This is a genomic window from Hydrogenophaga sp., from assembly GCF_051860785.1.
In the GTDB taxonomy this organism is placed as follows: Bacteria; Pseudomonadota; Gammaproteobacteria; order Burkholderiales; family Burkholderiaceae_C; genus Hydrogenophaga.
Genome location: NZ_JBIMLB010000020.1, coordinates 35,179 through 50,993 on the forward strand (window position 1 = coordinate 35,179; position 15,815 = coordinate 50,993).

17 protein-coding genes are annotated in these 15,815 nt (G+C 65.4%); 8 read left to right on the top strand and 9 right to left on the bottom strand.

What is annotated here, in order from left to right:
* Nucleotides 1–119: 119 nt before the first annotated feature.
* The 8 genes from ACTIF6_RS21185 to ACTIF6_RS21220 all read right to left on the bottom strand — a co-directional run bounded on the left by ACTIF6_RS21185 (nt 120) and on the right by ACTIF6_RS21220 (nt 7,694).
* Nucleotides 120–1,178 (bottom strand): aldose epimerase family protein, encoded by a 1,059-nt coding sequence (locus tag ACTIF6_RS21185; protein WP_439589810.1) that lies wholly within the window; start codon nt 1,176–1,178, stop codon nt 120–122.
* A 4-nt stretch (nt 1,179–1,182) separates the two neighbouring features.
* Nucleotides 1,183–2,094: a 5-dehydro-4-deoxyglucarate dehydratase gene (gene kdgD / locus ACTIF6_RS21190; protein ID WP_439589811.1), complete on the bottom strand. Its 912-nt coding sequence runs from the start codon at nt 2,092–2,094 to the stop codon at nt 1,183–1,185.
* A 27-nt stretch (nt 2,095–2,121) separates the two neighbouring features.
* Nucleotides 2,122–3,090, bottom strand: a complete 969-nt coding sequence (locus ACTIF6_RS21195; RefSeq protein WP_439589812.1) for a Bug family tripartite tricarboxylate transporter substrate binding protein — start codon at nt 3,088–3,090, stop codon at nt 2,122–2,124.
* Between the two features lie 17 nt (nt 3,091–3,107).
* Nucleotides 3,108–4,400: a TRAP transporter large permease gene (locus ACTIF6_RS21200; RefSeq protein ID WP_439589813.1), complete on the bottom strand. Its 1,293-nt coding sequence runs from the start codon at nt 4,398–4,400 to the stop codon at nt 3,108–3,110.
* Nucleotides 4,391–4,879 (bottom strand): TRAP transporter small permease, encoded by a 489-nt coding sequence (locus tag ACTIF6_RS21205; RefSeq protein ID WP_439589814.1) that lies wholly within the window; start codon nt 4,877–4,879, stop codon nt 4,391–4,393. The genes ACTIF6_RS21200 and ACTIF6_RS21205 overlap by 10 nt, the downstream gene beginning before the upstream one ends.
* Before the next feature lie 73 nt (nt 4,880–4,952).
* A complete protein-coding gene (locus ACTIF6_RS21210) occupies nt 4,953–5,915 on the bottom strand; it encodes a TRAP transporter substrate-binding protein (protein WP_439589815.1) in 963 nt (320 codons plus the stop codon).
* 64 nt (nt 5,916–5,979) lie between these two features.
* On the bottom strand, nt 5,980–6,882 hold the full coding sequence (locus ACTIF6_RS21215) for an SMP-30/gluconolactonase/LRE family protein (protein WP_439589816.1): 903 nt from the start codon (nt 6,880–6,882) through the stop codon (nt 5,980–5,982).
* Between the two features lie 2 nt (nt 6,883–6,884).
* Nucleotides 6,885–7,694, bottom strand: a complete 810-nt coding sequence (locus tag ACTIF6_RS21220) for an NAD-dependent epimerase/dehydratase family protein (RefSeq protein WP_439589817.1) — start codon at nt 7,692–7,694, stop codon at nt 6,885–6,887.
* Between the two features lie 144 nt (nt 7,695–7,838).
* On the opposite strand from ACTIF6_RS21220, the gene ACTIF6_RS21225 reads away from it, so the two are divergent.
* The 8 genes from ACTIF6_RS21225 (at nt 7,839) to ACTIF6_RS21260 (ending at nt 14,978) form a co-directional block, all read left to right on the top strand.
* On the top strand, nt 7,839–8,597 hold the full coding sequence (locus tag ACTIF6_RS21225; RefSeq protein ID WP_439589818.1) for a FadR/GntR family transcriptional regulator: 759 nt from the start codon (nt 7,839–7,841) through the stop codon (nt 8,595–8,597).
* A gap of 74 nt (nt 8,598–8,671) precedes the next feature.
* The gene (locus ACTIF6_RS21230; protein WP_439589819.1) at nt 8,672–9,256 is read left to right on the top strand and encodes an NnrU family protein; all 585 of its coding nucleotides are present in this window, start codon (nt 8,672–8,674) and stop codon (nt 9,254–9,256) included.
* Between the two features lie 76 nt (nt 9,257–9,332).
* Entirely contained in the window at nt 9,333–10,466 is a 1,134-nt protein-coding gene (locus ACTIF6_RS21235) for a PQQ-dependent sugar dehydrogenase (protein WP_439589820.1), read from the top strand.
* Nucleotides 10,467–10,470: 4 nt separating this feature from the next.
* Nucleotides 10,471–11,745 (top strand): ergothioneine biosynthesis protein EgtB, encoded by a 1,275-nt coding sequence (gene egtB, locus ACTIF6_RS21240; RefSeq protein WP_439589821.1) that lies wholly within the window; start codon nt 10,471–10,473, stop codon nt 11,743–11,745.
* Nucleotides 11,742–12,746 carry an L-histidine N(alpha)-methyltransferase gene (egtD, locus tag ACTIF6_RS21245; RefSeq protein ID WP_439589822.1) on the top strand — a complete coding sequence of 335 codons (1,005 nt, stop codon included), beginning with the start codon at nt 11,742–11,744 and terminating at the stop codon, nt 12,744–12,746. Before egtB ends, egtD begins: the two co-directional genes overlap by 4 nt.
* Nucleotides 12,747–12,806: 60 nt before the next feature.
* The gene (gene selD, locus ACTIF6_RS21250; protein WP_439589823.1) at nt 12,807–13,883 is read left to right on the top strand and encodes a selenide, water dikinase SelD; all 1,077 of its coding nucleotides are present in this window, start codon (nt 12,807–12,809) and stop codon (nt 13,881–13,883) included.
* Between the two features lie 16 nt (nt 13,884–13,899).
* A complete protein-coding gene (locus ACTIF6_RS21255; protein ID WP_439589824.1) occupies nt 13,900–14,283 on the top strand; it encodes a RidA family protein in 384 nt (127 codons plus the stop codon).
* On the top strand, nt 14,283–14,978 hold the full coding sequence (locus tag ACTIF6_RS21260) for a haloacid dehalogenase type II (RefSeq protein ID WP_439589825.1): 696 nt from the start codon (nt 14,283–14,285) through the stop codon (nt 14,976–14,978). Before ACTIF6_RS21255 ends, ACTIF6_RS21260 begins: the two co-directional genes overlap by 1 nt.
* Nucleotides 14,979–14,985: 7 nt before the next feature.
* On the opposite strand, the gene ACTIF6_RS21265 is transcribed toward ACTIF6_RS21260, so the two are convergent.
* The gene (locus ACTIF6_RS21265; protein WP_439589826.1) at nt 14,986–15,792 is read right to left on the bottom strand and encodes a DUF4399 domain-containing protein; all 807 of its coding nucleotides are present in this window, start codon (nt 15,790–15,792) and stop codon (nt 14,986–14,988) included.
* Between the last annotated feature and the right edge of the window lie 23 nt (nt 15,793–15,815).

Below are 15,815 nucleotides of genomic sequence, written 5' to 3' on the forward strand. Positions count from 1 at the left end.
GAACCCTCCTCAGGTGTTCGGCCAAGAATATTAGCACTCTCTAGGAGTGAGTGCTAAACCCGAAGTTCCTTGTCCATTCGGGTTGAGGAGAATAAAAGAGAGTGGATGCTAACTTCGATTCAGAGCACGCCGAACCGGTACACCGTGGTGCCTTGGTACGGGCGTCCGGATGAGACCAGGTTTTGAGGCAATTCCGGGCAGTTGGGCGCGTTGGGGAACTGCTGGGGTTCCAGGCAAACCGCCGCGCGCGGTCGGTGTCGAACGCCTTGTTTCCCCAGATCGGGCTTCTCAGCGGCGCCCAACTGGCCGGCGGTGTAGACCTGAAGCAGCGGCTCGCTGGTTCTTACCTCGAGAGTCCGTCCGCTGGTGGGGCTGTGCAGGTGCGCGCACAGGCGCGTCGAGCCCTCAGGGTTGCGTGCCAGGGGGTAGCTGAGATCGATGTCGGGCAAGGTGCTCAGTGTCTTTGGCGATCGCAGGTCGTGCACGTGGCCATCCAGCGGTACCAACAAGCCGGTGGCGATGCCGTCCTGGCCGGTGGCCAGCACCGTGTTCGCGCCGGGCACGTGCAACACGTGGTCGTCGATGCGCTGGTCCCGGCCCACGCCATCGAGGTTGAAATAGATGTGGCTCGTGAAGCTCGCCGGGCCGGGATCGTCGAGCGCCGTGGCCACGTGTTCGATCCAGAGCGCGTTGTCTTCGTCGAGGCGGTAGGTGAGCTGCAGGTCCAGCGTGCCGGGGAAGTTGTCTTCGGCGGTGAGGAAGCGGTGGTGCAGCACGAGGGTCTGTGCGTCCGTCTGAGTGGCATCGAAGACGCGGTGGCGAGCGCCGCGCGGGCCGCCGTGAATGCAGTGCGCGCCGGCATTCGGCGTGAGTCCATGCTCTCGCCCATTCAGGGAGAAACGCGCTCCGCCGATGCGCCCCGCGTAGCGTCCGACGAAGGCGCCCATGGATGGCGACCCCATGAGCACGTCATCCAGGGAGTCATAGCCGAGCGCCACGTCGCCCAGCTCACCCTGTCGATCGGGCACCACGATCTGCAGCACTTTGGCGCCGAGGTTGGTGATGGCAACCACCATGCCGCGCGCGTTGCGCAGGAAGAAGAGGGCGGTGGGTCGGCCATCCACCTCGCCATGAAAGCGGGCCGGATCGAGCAGTTGGGAAAAGGGCGTCGGACTCATCCCCTCATTGTGGGCCGAGTGCACGGATCAGCGCGCCGAGCTGTTCCCTTTCGGCGGGTTTGAGGTCGGTCAGTGGCGCGCGCACCGGGCCGGCACCTTGTCCCACGAGCGACGCGCCAGCCTTCACGATGCTGACCGCATAGCCCTGGCTCTTGTTGCGAATGTCCAGGTACGGCATGAAGAAGGACTTCAGCAGGCGGTGCTGCGTGGCGTGGTCATCGGTGCGCACGGCATGGTAGAAATCCATGGCCGTTTTCGGGATGAAGTTGAACACCGCAGACGAGTACACCGGTGTGCCCAGGGCCTTGTAGGCCGCCGCGTACACCTCGGCCGTGGGCAGGCCACCGAGGTAGGAGAAGCGCTCACCCATCTTGAGATGTATCGACATCATGAGTTCGATGTCGCCCACACCGTCCTTGAAACCGATCAGGTTGGGACAGCGTTCTGCCAGGGTCGCCAGCGAATCGGGCGTGAGCTTGCAGACGTTTCGGTTGTAGACGATCACGCCCAGCTTCACGCTCTGGCACACCTGTTCCACATGCGCCATCAGACCTTCCTGGCCCGCTTCGGTGAGGTAGTGCGGCAACAGCAGCACGCCTTGCGCGCCAAGTCGCTCGGCTTCCTGTGCGTGTGCCACCGCGGTGCGGGTGGGGCCACCCGCACCAGCGATGATCGGCACCTTGCCGCGGCAGGTGTTCACTGCGGTCTTGATCACCTCGCTGTACTCGGTGCCACTGAGCGAGAAATACTCGCCGGTGCCACCCGCCGCGAACAGCGCGCTGGCACCGTAAGGCGCCAGCCACTCCAGCCGCGCAGCATAGCCACTGGCGTTGAAGTTTCCCTGTTCATCGAAGTCGGTCACGGGGAATGAAAGCAGGCCTGAGCCCACTGTGGTTTTGAGTTCCTGGGGGTTCACGTACGGTCCTCTGCAACGGGCCTGGACTCAGTCGAGCTTGATGTTGGCTTGTGCGACCACTTCTGCCCAGCGCTTGCGCTCACGCTCGAAGAAGCGGTCCTGCTCGGCCGATTGCATGGTGACCACTTCGGCGCCTTGCCCGGTGAGGCGCGCGCGCACGTCGGGGCTGCGGATGGCCTTGATGAGTTCGGCGTTGAGGCGCGCGATGATCGCGGCCGGCGTGCCATTGGCCACCAGCGCACCCTGCCAGGTACCCGATTCGAAATCGGTGACGCCCTGCTCGGCCAGCGTGGGCACTTCACCCACCAGCGGCATGCGCGTCTTCTTCGAGATGCCGAGCACCTTGAGGCGCCCGCTCTGCACGTGCGGCAACGTGGCGAGCATGCCGTTCATGATCACCTGGGTCTGGCCTGCCACGGTATCGGTCACGGCCTGCGAGCCGCCCTTGTAGGGCACGTAGGTCCATTTGGCGCCGGTGGCACGCTCTACCGCCACGCCAGCCACGTGCGGCGCACTGCCGACGGCGGTCACCGCAAAGTTCAGGTCGGTGGTCTTGGAAAGTGCCACCAGTTCCTTGAGCGAGTTCGCCTTCACCGACGGGTGCACGGCCAGCATGTGGGGTGAGTACGCCAGCATGGTCACGCCGCGCAGGTCCTTGCCCGGATCGAAGGACAGCTTGGTGTAGACCGAGGGGCTGATCGCCAGCGCGCCCACGTCGCACAGCAGCAGGGTGTGGCCATCGGGTGCCGATTTGGCCACCAGGTCGGCACCCAGGTTGCCGTTGGCACCGGGGCGGTTCTCCACGATGACGGACTGGCCCAGGCTTTCGGACAGGGGCTGGCTGATGGCGCGCGCGATGATGTCCGAGGAGCCACCGGGCGGGTAGGGCACGATGATCTTGACCGGCTTGTTGGGAAAGCTTTGCGCCTGTGCGGGCAGGCCCACGGTGGCCATGGCGGCTGTGGCAGCGATGAGTTGTCGACGGTTCAATGACATGGAAATCTCCTTGAGGTTCATTTGAAGAGGCTGGGCAGCCAGAGCGAAAACGCGGGTATGTAGGTGACGAGCATCAGACACACGCCGAGCGCGCCGTAGAAAGGCGCGATGGTGCGCATGACCTGTCCCACCGAAATGCCACCGATGGCACAGCCCACGAACTGGACCGAGCCCACCGGCGGGGTGTTGAGGCCGAGCGCACAGTTGATGAGCATGACGATGCCGAACTGGGTGGGATCCATGCCGTACTGCATCGCGATCGGCAGGAAGATCGGTGTGCAGATCAGGATGGTGGCGGCCATGTCGAGAAAGGTGCCGAGCACGAACAGCAGCAGGTTGATCATGAGGAAGATCACCCAGGGCTTGTCCGACACCGATTTCATGAGTTCACCGGTGACCTGCGGCACTTCATAGAGGGCCATGAAGTAGCCGAAGGCGGCCGAGATGCCGATCAACAGCAGCACCACACCCGTGGTCTTGCACGCTTTGGCGCAGGCCTTCAGGAAGTTGTCCCAGGTCAGCGAGCGGTACACCACCGTGGTGATGAACAGCGCCCAGGCCACGGCGATGGAAGCCGACTCGGTGGCGGTGAAGGCACCTGAAAGAATGCCGACCAGGATGATCACCACCACCAGCAGGCCGGGAATGGAGGCGAGGAAGGCGGCCAGCACGATGTTCCACCCCACGAAGCCGCCGCCACGCACCGGGTAGCCGCGCCGGATCGCGACCCAATAGGCTGCAGCGAGGTTGCACACCGTGAGCAGCACCGCAGGCAGCAGGCCGGCCAGCATGAGGCTGATCACGCTGACGGACGCAATGCCCGAGGTGGCCAGCGTGAAGATGATGAGGTTGTGCGAGGTCGGCATGATGGCGCCCACCAGCGCTGCGTGGGTGGTGACGTTGACCGCATAGTCCGCGTCGTACCCTTCCTTCTTCATCAACGGGATCATCACCGAGCCAATGGCCGACACGTCGGCCAGCGGCGAACCGGCCACGCCACCGAAGATGGTGCAGCCCAGCACGTTGCTCATGCCCAGTCCGCCGCGCACGTGCCCCACCAGGCTGTTGGCGAAGCGAACGATGCGATCGGCGATGCCGCCGTACAGCATCAGCTCGCCCGCGAACACGAAGAACGGGATGGCCAGGAAGCTGAACACCTGCATGCCGCCCACCATCTTCTGGAACACCAGGGCCACCGGCAGGCCCGCGGCGAGGATGGTCACGACGGATGACAGCCCGATGGCGAACGCCACCGGCACCCCGATGAGCAGCAGCAGCGTGAAGCTGACGGCGAGGATGGTCAGTTCCATGCGGGCTCCACGGTCTGGCCGCGCAGCAGCGCAAGGAAATGCTCGATCGAGAACATGACGATGAGCACGCCCGCGATCATCAGCGGGATGTAGTCCATCGCCTCGCTCACCCCCAGCAAAGGCTTGACCTGACCCCACTTCGCCTGGGCCCAGATCCACCCGCCGTAGACCATGATCGCGCCGAAGGTGCCCACCAGCAGATGAATGAGCAATTCGACCCAATGGCGCCAGCGATCGGGCAACAGCGCCACCATGGATTCAAGGCCGATGTGGCCCGCGTCGCGCACGCCCACCGCCACCCCGAGCGCGGTCACATACAGCACGAGCAGCAGCGCCAGCGCTTCGGCCCAGGTGGGGGTGTCGTTCATGATGTACCGGCCAATGACCTGGTACTGAACGCACAGCACGAGCGCGATCAGGCCGACCACCGCCAGCATCAGACTGAGCCGGGACAGGCCGGCGCAGAGCTTGGTGTACATGAATTCTCCTGGAGCACCGGCCCCGTCCAGGTGTGGGAGGGGCGGTGCGAGAGCGACGCGAAGCCGCCCGGGGCTATTTGGAGTCCTGGACCGACTTCACCAGGCGTTTCAGATCCGGCGTGGTCATGAACTTGTCGTAGACCGGACCCATCACCGCCTGGAAGGACTTCTTGTCCACCTCGGCGATTTCAGCGCCGCCGGCCTTCACTGCCGCGAGCGACTTGGCTTCCTGCTCATCCCACTTCCTGCGCTGGAAGGCCACCGATTCCCTGGCCGCCGAACGCACCATGTCCTGCTCGGCCTTGGGCAGCTTGTCCCAGACGACCTTGGACATCAGCAGCATTTCTGGTGCCATCGAATGCTCCGTGCGCGAGTAGTACTTGGCCGACTCGTAGTGCTTGGTGGATTCGTACGAGGGAATGTTGTTTTCCGCCGCGTCGATCAGGCCCGTCTTCAGGCCGGTGTAGACCTCGCCGAACGGCATGGGCGTGGCGTTGCCGCCCATGGCACCGATCAGCGCCACCCACAGCTCGGACTGCTGCACACGCACCTTCAGGCCTTTCACGTCGGCCACCGTCTTGATGGGCTTCTTGGAGTACAGCGAGCGCGCGCCGCTGTCGTAGAACGCCAGACCCACATAGCCCTGGTCTTCGCAGGATTTCAGGATCTCTTCGCCGATGGGGCCGTCCAGCGTCTTGCGCATGTGTTCCACTGAGCTGAACAGGAACGGCATGGTGGGCACCTGCGTTTTCTGGCAGATCGAGTTCATCGGGCTGATGTTCACCCGCGTCATTTCCAGCGCACCGATCTTCACCTGGTCGATGGTTTCCTTCTCGGTGCCCAGCGCCCCTTTGTTGAACACCTTGATCTTGTGCTTGCCGCCGCTCTTTTTCTCCAGCAGCTCGCTCATGTGCTTGACGGCGGCCACGGTGGGGTAGTCGTCGGCGTTGTGGATGTCGGCCGAGCGGAACTCGGCGGCTTGGGCGCCCAGGGCGGCGCACGCAGCCAGGGCGATCAGGGCAGGTTGGAGCTTCATGTCTTCCTCAGGATTGGCGTTGGGTGGATGAACGAGACCAGTGGAGGGGGCTTGATGCCTCTTGTCAGAATGCGCAGGCGGTTTCCGGCAGTCCGCGCACGCCGGGGTGCAGCGCGAACACGCCGCCGGCCAGCGGCTGATCGGAGAGATCGCCGCCGGGCCGGATGGAGGTGACGAACAAGGTGTCGAGCCCAGGGCCACCAAAGGCGCACATCGCGGGCTTTTTCACCGGCACCGCGATCGAACGATCGAGTCGCCCGTCGGGAGTGAAGCGGTGCACCAGGCCGGCGTCGTTGCCGCAGATCCAGTAGCCGCCGTCTTCGTCCACGGCCGCACCATCGGGCCGGCCGGGCAGGGGCTTCATGTCGACGAACACGCGCTGCCGGTGCGGCGTGCCGGTGTCGACGTCGTAGTCGAAAGCCCAGATGGTCTGAACGTCCGGGTGCGAGTCCGACAGGTACATGGTTCGGCCATCGGGGCTGAAGGCCATGCCATTGGGGGTGATCAAGCCGTCCAGCAGGCGGCGCAATTCGCCACTGTCGAAAGCGTAGACACGGCCCGTCGATGCAGCCAGCGACATGTTCGAGACCATGGTGCCGGCGCGCAGCCGGCCCTGGCGATCGCAGCGGCCGTCGTTGAAACGCATGCCGGCCTGCGGGTGATGCACAGGGGCCAGTTTTTCGAAGCCCAGCGTTCCGTTTTCCCATGGCGTGAGCACGGCCACGCCCGTTTCCATGCAGGCCACCCAGCGGCCGTGTGGGGTACCCCCACTGCCTCTGGCCAAGGCAATGCAGCCGATCATCTCTGGCGTGGGCCACTGGCGCGAGCGGCCTGTACCGGCGTTCCAGCACCACAGCGAACGGCCAGGAATGTCCACCCAGAACAGACACTGCCGTTGCACGTCCCACGTCGGGCTCTCACCCACGCCGTTGCGTGCGTCGATCAGCAGTTCGATCCTGGGGTTCATGTTCAGAACGGGCCGGCCTTGACGAACGCACCACCCTGGTAGATGGCCGCAGGGTCGCTCAGGTCGGGCGGGCTGGTGCGTGCGAACACAGCGTCGCGGAACACATCGGACGTGTCGCGCGGCACGAAGCCGATGTGGCGCGCGCGGCTGTTGTCCCACCAGGTCACGGCGTTGTCGGACATGCCGAAAACGATGCTGTGGCCAAGCACGGGGGTGCTCAGGCACGCGGTGATCAGACGGTGCAGATCGTCGAAGCTGAGCCAGGTGGCGAGCATGCGGCGGTCCTTGGGCTCCGGAAACGAGGAGCCGATGCGCACGCACGCGGTCTCGATGCCGTGGCGGTCGAAGTACAGGCGGGCCAGGTCTTCGCCAAAGGCCTTGCTCAGGCCGTAGAAGCCGTCGGGGCGGGGCGGGTGGTCGGCATGGATGGTCTCGCTCTGCTTGTAGAAACCGGTCACATGGTTCGAACTGGCGAACACGATGCGCTTCACACCGTGCCGCCGGGCCGCTTCGTAGAGGTGGTAGGCGCCGAGGATGTTGGCCTGCAGGATGGCGGCGAAAGGCGCCTCCACCGAGATGCCACCCATGTGCACGATGGCGTCCACACCCTTCACCATGGCATCGACTTCGTCGGCGTTGGCGAGATCGGCCTGCACGATTTCCTCGCCGGCCTGCGCGTTGCCCAGGCCGGCCTTGTCGGACAGGCGCAGCACCTCGCAGTTGGCCTTGAGGCGCGTGCGCAGGGCGGTGCCCAGGCCGCCGGCGGCACCGGTGAGCAGCAGGCGGTGATGGGTCTTGAGCGTGGTTTCCATGAGGTGGGCGCTGGCGGGAGAAAAGGGCTTGGACTTTGCCGGGTGGTTTGTTACAGTCCGCTCAACTTCCGTTGTCTGTTGTCGGTTGTCAGACAACTTGGGCGGATTGTGTAAAGGCGAGAATGGCGTGTCAAGGAAAAAACCATGCTCTCAGTGAAAACCCTAGACCGTGAGGCCACGCCGCCGATGCGTCCCCGCCGCCAGCGCGGCCTGGTGCCCGAGATCGTCGATACGCTGGCCGCCGACATGCGCGAAGGCCGCCTGCAGACGGGCGACAAGCTGCCCACCGAATCCGAGTTGATGGGCCGGTTCGAGGTCAGCCGCACCGTGGTTCGCGAGGCCATCTCGCGCCTTCAGGCCTCGGGCCTGGTGGAGACGCGCCACGGCATCGGCACTTTCGTGATGGCGCCGCCGGAGCAGAGCAACTTCCGTGTCGCTCCCGAGGACTTCGCCACCGTGGCCGACGTGATCTCGCTGCTCGAACTGCGCATCAGTCTGGAGAGCGAAGCCGCCAGCCTGGCCGCACAGCGCCGCGATGAAAGCCACCTGCAGAACATGGCGGCTGCGCTGGCCGCCTTCGAGGCGTCGATTGAAGAGGCTTCCGATGCCGTGCCCTCGGACTTCCAGTTCCACATGGAGGTGGCGCGCGCCACCGGCAACCGCCACTTTGCAGATCTCATGACCTACCTGGGCACCATGATCATTCCGCGGACCCGGCTCAACACCGCGAGCAGTGCGCCCGAGGGCCGGCTTGCCTATCTGAAACGGGTGCATGGCGAGCACCAGAACATCTACCAGGCGATTCGCCAGCACGACGCCGAGGCCGCGCGCAAGGCCATGCGGCTGCACCTGTCCAACAGCCGCGAGCGCCTGCGCCGCGCGCAGCCCGAAACGCCCGTCTGATGGCTTGACCTTCACCTCGCGCAGGTGCGCCATGGGCGCTACAGTGCCCCTTGCGTTCACAAGAGGGGAAGTTCATGGCGTGGCTCATCGTTGGTCTGGTGCTGTTCCTGGGTGTGCACTCCGTGTCCATCGTTTCGCCCCAGGGACGCCAAGTACTGGCGGGCCGCATGGGTGAGGGAGGCTTCAAAGGCCTGTATTCGCTGGTGTCCTTCGTGGGTCTTGCACTCATGGTCTGGGGATACGGTCTCGCGCGCCAAGCGCCTGTGGTGGTCTACGCGCCACCCACCGGCATGCGCCACGCTGCACTGTTGCTCATGCTGCCGGTGTTCGTGCTGCTGCTGGCGGCCTACCTGCCCGGGCGCATCCAGCGCGCGGCAAAGCATCCCATGCTGTTGTCGGTGAAGCTGTGGGCCACGGCCCATCTGCTGGCCAATGGCACGCTGGCCGATGTGCTGCTCTTCGGCGGTTTCCTGGCGTGGGCGGTGGCCGACCGCATTTCGGTCAAGCGCCGCGCGGCCGTCGGGCTGGCGCGTCCTGCGCCCGCACTCCCGGGCAGCGCCGCCAACGACGCCATCGCGCTGGTGCTCGGCCTTGGCACCTATGCGCTCTTCGTGTTCTGGGCGCATGGCTGGTTGTTCGGCGTGTGGCCACTGGGTTGATGTCAGGGAACCTGGCGGCGTGCGCGCGCACCAACCTGATTGCCGCCAACTTTTCCGAAATCCTTTCCTTCATCCCATGACACCCCCATTCGCCACGCCCCTGTTGTCGCTGTTCGCCCTGGTGGGCACGCTGGTTGCCCCTGCATTGCATGCGCAATCGCCCACCGTCAACACCGAAGTCGTCGCGCGCGGATTGCAGAATCCGTGGGGCCTGGCATTCGTCGGGGATGGGCGCATGCTCGTGACCGAGCGCCCGGGGCGCATGCGAGTGATCGAGGCCAATGGTCGCGTGGGGGATGCGCTGTCGGGCGTACCCCGGGTGGATGCCGTGGGGCAGGGCGGTCTGCTCGATGTGATCGCCGACCGCAACTTCGAGCGCAACCGCACGCTGCACTTCTGTTATTCCGAGCCTGCTGCGACGGGCTCGGGCAATTCCACCGCGATGGCGTCTGCTCGTCTCTCCGACGATGGCAGGTCGCTGGAAGACGTGAAAGTGATCTTCAGCCAGAAGCCCAAGTTCAGCAGCCGCCTTCATTTTGGCTGCCGCATCGTGCAGACCGACGATGGCAACCTGTTTCTCGGGCTCGGCGATCGCTTCCAGCGCATGAATGATGCGCAGACACTGGACAACCACCACGGCAAAGTGGTGCGTGTGCGGCCCGATGGCAGCGCACCGAGCGACAACCCGTTCGTCGGGCGCACCGATGCCTTGCCCGAGATCTGGAGCCTGGGTCACCGCAACATCCAGGGCGCTGCGCTCGCACCGGATGGGCGCCTGTGGACCATGGAACATGGTCCGCAAGGCGGCGATGAAATCAACATCACGGCGGCTGGCAAGAACTACGGCTGGCCCGTCATCACGTTCGGCGAGAACTACGGCGGCGGCCAGATCGGCGGGGGCATCACCAGCAAGCCAGGGCTCGAGCAACCGTTGCACCACTGGAAGCCTTCCATCGCACCTTCGGGCATGGTCTTTGTGAAGAGCGAACGCTATGGCAAGGCATGGCAGGGCAACCTGCTGGCCGGCTCGCTCAAGTTCCGCTATCTGGTGCGCCTGGTGCTCGATGGCGATCGCGTGGTTCGCGAGGAAAAAGTTTTGCCCGATCTGGGGCAGCGCGTGCGCGACGTGCGTGAAGGCCCGGACGGATTCATCTACCTGCTGACCGACGACAGCAACGGCGAGTTGCTGCGACTTCGACCTGGAACCTGACACCATGCAAGCCCGCACCTCAACGTCCTCTGCGCCGCACCCGCTGGCCACGCATTACACCGAGGTGAGGGCGCGCAGCAGGGCCCTGGCGGCCCCGTTGTCGGCGGAAGATTGCCAGGCCCAGTCCATGCCCGATGCGAGCCCGGTGAAATGGCACCTTGCGCACGTGACGTGGTTCTTCGAGACCTTCGTGCTGGAAGTGTTCGAGCCGGATTTCAAGCCCTTCAACCCGGCGTTCCGCGTGCTGTTCAACAGCTATTACCAGGGCGTGGGCGAGCAGTTCCCCCGACCGCAGCGGGGCTTGATCACGCGACCGGACATGGCCGAAGTGTGGCGCTGGCGCGAGGAGGTGGACGAGCGAATCGCCCGCCTGATCGCGAGCGGCGGACCCGAGCCCGCACTGCGGCTGATCGCACTCGGCCTGCAGCACGAACAGCAGCACCAGGAACTGCTGCTTACCGACGTCAAACACCTGTTGTCACTCAACCCCCTGCGGCCGACCTACCATCGTCCCTGGCCGCTGAGTCCGGTGGCCCAGCTCGCCTCGACCTGGATCGAGTTCGAGGGTGGGTTGGTGGACGTGGGCCACGATGGAGGTGGGTTTGCTTTCGACAACGAGACCCCGCGCCATCGGCAGTGGCTCGAACCCTACGCGCTGATGAACCGGTTGGTGACGCACGGCGAATGGCTGGCCTTCGTGCGCGATGGCGGCTACCAGGAACCGCGCTGGTGGCTGGCGGCCGGATGGGACTGGGTGCGATCCCAGGGCATTCGAGCTCCGCTCTACTGGGCTTTACCGCTGGCAGACCACGCGCTGCCCACGGTGTTCACCCTGCATGGCGACATGCCGCTGGACCCCAACACACCGGTGACGCACATCAGCTACTTCGAGGCCGATGCGTTTGCCCGCTGGTCAGGCGCCCGTCTGCCCACCGAAACCGAATGGGAGGCCGCAGCGGCACCCTTGCCCGTGCAGGGCAATCTGCAGGATGGCAACGCGCTGCACCCCATGCCCGCACGCAACGCCGCCAGCGGCCTGGTGCAGATGTACGGCGACGTGTGGGAATGGACGTCCAGCAGCTACGCCGCGTATCCCGGCTACCAGCCCGCCGAAGGGGCGGTCGGCGAGTACAACGGCAAGTTCATGGTGAACCAGTACGTGCTGCGCGGTGGCTCCTGCGCCACGCCCGCCTCGCACATCCGTGCGAGTTACCGCAACTTTTTTCCCACCGAAGCCCGCTGGCAGTTCAGCGGACTGCGGCTGGCCAGAAGCCTTTGAAACAGCACACCATTCCTACCCCGCAGTTCGTGCAGTTCGAGTTGCCCGCGGCCAGCGTGGTGCACGCCGAACTGCTCGCAGGTCTGCGCGAGACGCCGCCGCGCATTGCGCCCAAGTTCCTTTATGACGCCCTCGGCTCGCGACTGTTCGACGCCATCACCGACCTGCCCGAGTACTACCCCACGCGCACCGAGGCTTCGATCTTTGCGCGTCATGGGACCGACATGGCGCGCCATGTGCCTGAAGGCGCCGTGATCATCGACCTGGGTGCCGGCAGTTGCGAGAAGGCCGCCCGCCTGTTTCCGGTGTTGCAGCCGGCGGCGTATGTGCCCGTGGACATCTCCGTTGACTACCTGCGCGACACCCTTGCCGCCTTGCAGCAGCGCCACCCCGATCTGCCCATGCTGGGCCTGGGCATGGACTTCTCGCAACGCTTTGCCCTGGGCGCCACGGCTGGTCGGTGGCTCCACGATCGCGCGTTGACCGATCAACCCCGCTGCGTGTTCTACCCGGGTTCGAGCATCGGCAACTTCATGCCCGACGAAGCGCTCGCGCTGCTGTGCCAGGCGCACGAAGTGTGCGCAGCGGGCGGCCCTGGCAGTGGCCTGCTGATCGGCGTGGACCGTGTCAAGCCGCGCGAGGTGCTTGAACCGGCCTACGACGACGCGCTGGGTGTCACTGCCGCGTTCAACCGCAACCTGCTGCTCCACGTCAACCGGTTGCTCGGGGCCGATTTCGCGCCTGCCGCCTGGCACCACGTGGGACTGTTCAACGCGGAGCTTTCCCGCATCGAGATGCACCTGCAGGCCCGTGGTCCGCAGACCGTGCGCTGGCCGGGAGGCGAGCGGCACTTCGCTGCCGGTGAACGGCTGCACACCGAGAACTCCTACAAATGGGAGCCACAGGCTTTCCAGGTGTTGCTGCAGGAAGCGGGCTTTGGCGAGGCGCGGCACTGGACCGACGAGCAAGGCTGGTTCAGCGTGTTCTGGGCGCCGGCCTGAGGGCTGTCGCACAATGGGCGTCCGGTGCGAGCCTGCGCACCATGCCACGGATGCCCACCCATGAACGCCCCTCTGCCTTCCTCCGCCCGCCAGGAACCCCGACTCACCAGCCTCTCGCATGGCGGTGGCTGTGGATGCAAGATCGCACCCGGTGTGCTCAGCGAGATCCTCAAGGGCATCAGCGCCATGCCCGTGCCCGCCGAATTGCTGGTGGGCATCGAAACGGCCGACGATGCGGCCGTGTACCGGCTCAATGACCAGCAGGCGCTGATTGCAACCACCGACTTCTTCATGCCCATCGTCGACGACCCGTTCGACTTCGGCCGCATCGCTGCCACCAACGCCATCAGCGACGTCTATGCCATGGGCGGCACGCCCATCATGGCGCTCGCGCTGGTGGGCATGCCCATCAACGTGCTCTCCACCGAAACCATCGGCAAGATCCTTGCGGGTGGGCAAAGCGTGTGCCGCGAGGCCGGCATTCCCGTCGCGGGGGGTCACACCATCGATTCGGTGGAGCCCATCTATGGCCTGGTCGCGCTCGGGCTGGTGCATCCCGCTCGCGTCAAGCGCAACGCCGATGCGAAAGTGGGCGACCGCCTGATCCTGGGCAAACCCCTTGGCGTGGGCGTGCTCTCGGCCGCACTCAAGAAGGACGCGCTGCCACCCGCAGGCTACGCGCAGATGATCGCCAACACGACGAAGCTCAACACCCCCGGCCCCGATCTTGCCGCGCTGGAAGGTGTGCACGCGCTCACCGACGTCACCGGTTTTGGCCTCGCCGGCCACGCGCTGGAGATGGCGCGCGGTTCGAACACCACCGTGCACATCCGCATGGCTCGCGTGCCCCTGATCGAAGGGGTGCGCAACCTGGCCGGCGCCGGCATGGTGACAGGCGCCTCGGGCCGCAACTGGGTTGCCTACGGCCATGAAGTCCATCTGGGAGAAGCCTTGCAGCCGGTCGATCAGGCGCTGTTGTCCGACCCGCAGACCAGCGGAGGCCTGCTGGTGGCCTGCGCGCCCGAAGCGGTGGCCGAGGTGCTGGCCGTGTTCGAACGCCACGGATTTTCCGTGGCCGCCGAGGTGGGTGAAATCGTGGCAGCGCGCGCTGATGGCGTGCGCCTGCGAGTGGAATGAACACAGGAGGGCACACATGAACCGTCAACGCATCAGCTCGGGATCCACCTTCGAGGAGCAGATCGGCTACTCGCGTGCCGTGGTCGCCGGCGACTGGGTGTTCGTCTCTGGCACCACCGGTTTTGACTACACCACCATGACGATCAAGGACGATGTCGTGGAGCAGACGGAGCAGTGCTTTCGCAATATCCAGGCCGCGTTGCAACTGGCCGGCGCCAGCCTGGACGATGTCGTCCGCGTGAACTACGTGCTCCCGGATGCCTCGCTGTTCGAGGCCTGCTGGCCGGTGCTGCGCAAGCACCTGGGCCGTGCGCGGCCTGCCGCCATGGTGATCACTGCCGGTCTGCTCGATGCGCGCATGAAGATCGAGATCGAAGTCACGGCGCTCAGGTCTCGGTGATGACGCCCACGCCCATCCTCGCCTTCGACGTCTTCGGCACCGTCGTCGACTGGCACGGCAGCATCTCACGTGAAGTGCGGGCTCTGTACCCGCAGGTGGACAGCGATGCCTTTGCGCTGGCCTGGCGCGAGGGCTACCAGCCTGCGATGCAGCGCGTGCGCTCGGGTGAGCTGGGCTGGACGCGCATCGACGACCTGCACCGCATGGTGCTCGACGGGCTGCTGCCGCGCTTCGGGCTGGCGCATCTGGGCGAGGCCGAACGCGATCACCTGAACCTTGTGTGGCACCGGCTCGATCCCTGGCCCGACACCGTGCGCGGGCTTGCTCGGCTGAAGGCTCGACACACGCTGTGCACTTTGTCCAACGGCAATCTCGGCCTGCTGACGAACATGGCCAAGCGCGCCGGCCTGCCCTGGGATTGCATTCTCTCGGCCGAGGTGTTTCGCGCTTACAAGCCCGATCCGCTTACCTACCTGGGTGTGGCCGACGTGTTTCGCGTGTCGCCGGCACAAGTGACGCTGGTGGCGGCGCACCAGGACGATCTGGCTGCGGCGCGCGCTTGTGGGCTGGCCACGGCCTATGTGGAGCGTCCGCTGGAGTTCGGTGCGGCGAGGCCCAAGGATGTGTCGCCCGACGCGGCCAACACGCTGCACGCGCGGGATTTCCTGGACCTGGCCGACCAGTTGGGTTGTTGACGACCCGCTACTCGACCCGAACGCTGGCGACGGCCGGACTGGTCAGGCGTTTGGTGGGGTCGATGTTGTCCACCATCTCCAGCCGCAGGTTGTAGCTGCCCACGGGTGGAGCAAGCCAGACCTCGGTCTGGCCTTCGGCGAAATCGATCACCGTCGGTGCGCCCGAGCCCGTGGCGGGCGTGGCGGTCAGGCGGAAATGGCCGGTGTCGGGGATCTTCTGTGCCTGGTGGGCGACGTTGAGTGCCGAGGCGTGGAACTGCACCCGGAAGGGCGCCTTGACCACGGCGCCATCGAGTCCAAGGCTCACGCCCTTGACGGACAACGTGGCCGGATCGGTGGTGTTCTTCTTCGTGACGGTGATGGTGGCCGGCTTGCTGTAGACGAAATGCGGCAGGTGCTTTTGATCGGCCAGCAGCATGCGCAGGGTGTAGGTGCCGGGTTCGAGCGTGAGCACGGTCTCCATCTGACCCTTGCCGAAGTGGATGTACTGGTCGTTGAACGGCAGGGCTTCCTTGAAGTTCAGCGGCAGGTCGCGGTTGACCAGCAGGTGGTGGTGGCCACTGCGGGCTCGACCCGCCTGTGCAATGGGCGCCAGGCCCCAGCCGCCGGAGAGCCCGAACTTGAGCAGGTACGGCGTTTCGATGCGATCACCGTCCTTGAGGTTGGTGAAATAGGCCTCGGCCGTGAGGCGTGGCGGAGGGCTTTGCCAGGGATGAAGCTTGTCCGGCGCGGCGGACGTCTGGGCCCAGGCGGCACCGGCCAGGGCGGTCAGGAGGATGGGAGCGAGATGGCGAAGGACAGGGTATGCGGGCATGGTGGGACGGCAGGATGGCTGGA

What these genes read in the sequence shown, in the direction of transcription:
- ACTIF6_RS21185 (WP_439589810.1), bottom strand. Translation starts at nt 1,178, where the DNA reads ATGAGTCCGACGCCCTTTTCCCAACTGCTCGATCCGGCCCGCTTTCAT.
- ACTIF6_RS21195 (WP_439589812.1), bottom strand. Translation starts at nt 3,090, where the DNA reads ATGTCATTGAACCGTCGACAACTCATCGCTGCCACAGCCGCCATGGCC.
- ACTIF6_RS21200 (WP_439589813.1), bottom strand. Translation starts at nt 4,400, where the DNA reads ATGGAACTGACCATCCTCGCCGTCAGCTTCACGCTGCTGCTGCTCATC.
- ACTIF6_RS21205 (WP_439589814.1), bottom strand. Translation starts at nt 4,879, where the DNA reads ATGTACACCAAGCTCTGCGCCGGCCTGTCCCGGCTCAGTCTGATGCTG.
- ACTIF6_RS21210 (WP_439589815.1), bottom strand. Translation starts at nt 5,915, where the DNA reads ATGAAGCTCCAACCTGCCCTGATCGCCCTGGCTGCGTGCGCCGCCCTG.
- ACTIF6_RS21215 (WP_439589816.1), bottom strand. Translation starts at nt 6,882, where the DNA reads ATGAACCCCAGGATCGAACTGCTGATCGACGCACGCAACGGCGTGGGT.
- ACTIF6_RS21220 (WP_439589817.1), bottom strand. Translation starts at nt 7,694, where the DNA reads ATGGAAACCACGCTCAAGACCCATCACCGCCTGCTGCTCACCGGTGCC.
- ACTIF6_RS21225 (WP_439589818.1), top strand. Translation starts at nt 7,839, where the DNA reads ATGCTCTCAGTGAAAACCCTAGACCGTGAGGCCACGCCGCCGATGCGT.
- ACTIF6_RS21230 (WP_439589819.1), top strand. Translation starts at nt 8,672, where the DNA reads ATGGCGTGGCTCATCGTTGGTCTGGTGCTGTTCCTGGGTGTGCACTCC.
- ACTIF6_RS21235 (WP_439589820.1), top strand. Translation starts at nt 9,333, where the DNA reads ATGACACCCCCATTCGCCACGCCCCTGTTGTCGCTGTTCGCCCTGGTG.
- egtB (WP_439589821.1), top strand. Translation starts at nt 10,471, where the DNA reads ATGCAAGCCCGCACCTCAACGTCCTCTGCGCCGCACCCGCTGGCCACG.
- selD (WP_439589823.1), top strand. Translation starts at nt 12,807, where the DNA reads ATGAACGCCCCTCTGCCTTCCTCCGCCCGCCAGGAACCCCGACTCACC.
- ACTIF6_RS21255 (WP_439589824.1), top strand. Translation starts at nt 13,900, where the DNA reads ATGAACCGTCAACGCATCAGCTCGGGATCCACCTTCGAGGAGCAGATC.
- ACTIF6_RS21260 (WP_439589825.1), top strand. Translation starts at nt 14,283, where the DNA reads ATGACGCCCACGCCCATCCTCGCCTTCGACGTCTTCGGCACCGTCGTC.
- ACTIF6_RS21265 (WP_439589826.1), bottom strand. Translation starts at nt 15,792, where the DNA reads ATGCCCGCATACCCTGTCCTTCGCCATCTCGCTCCCATCCTCCTGACC.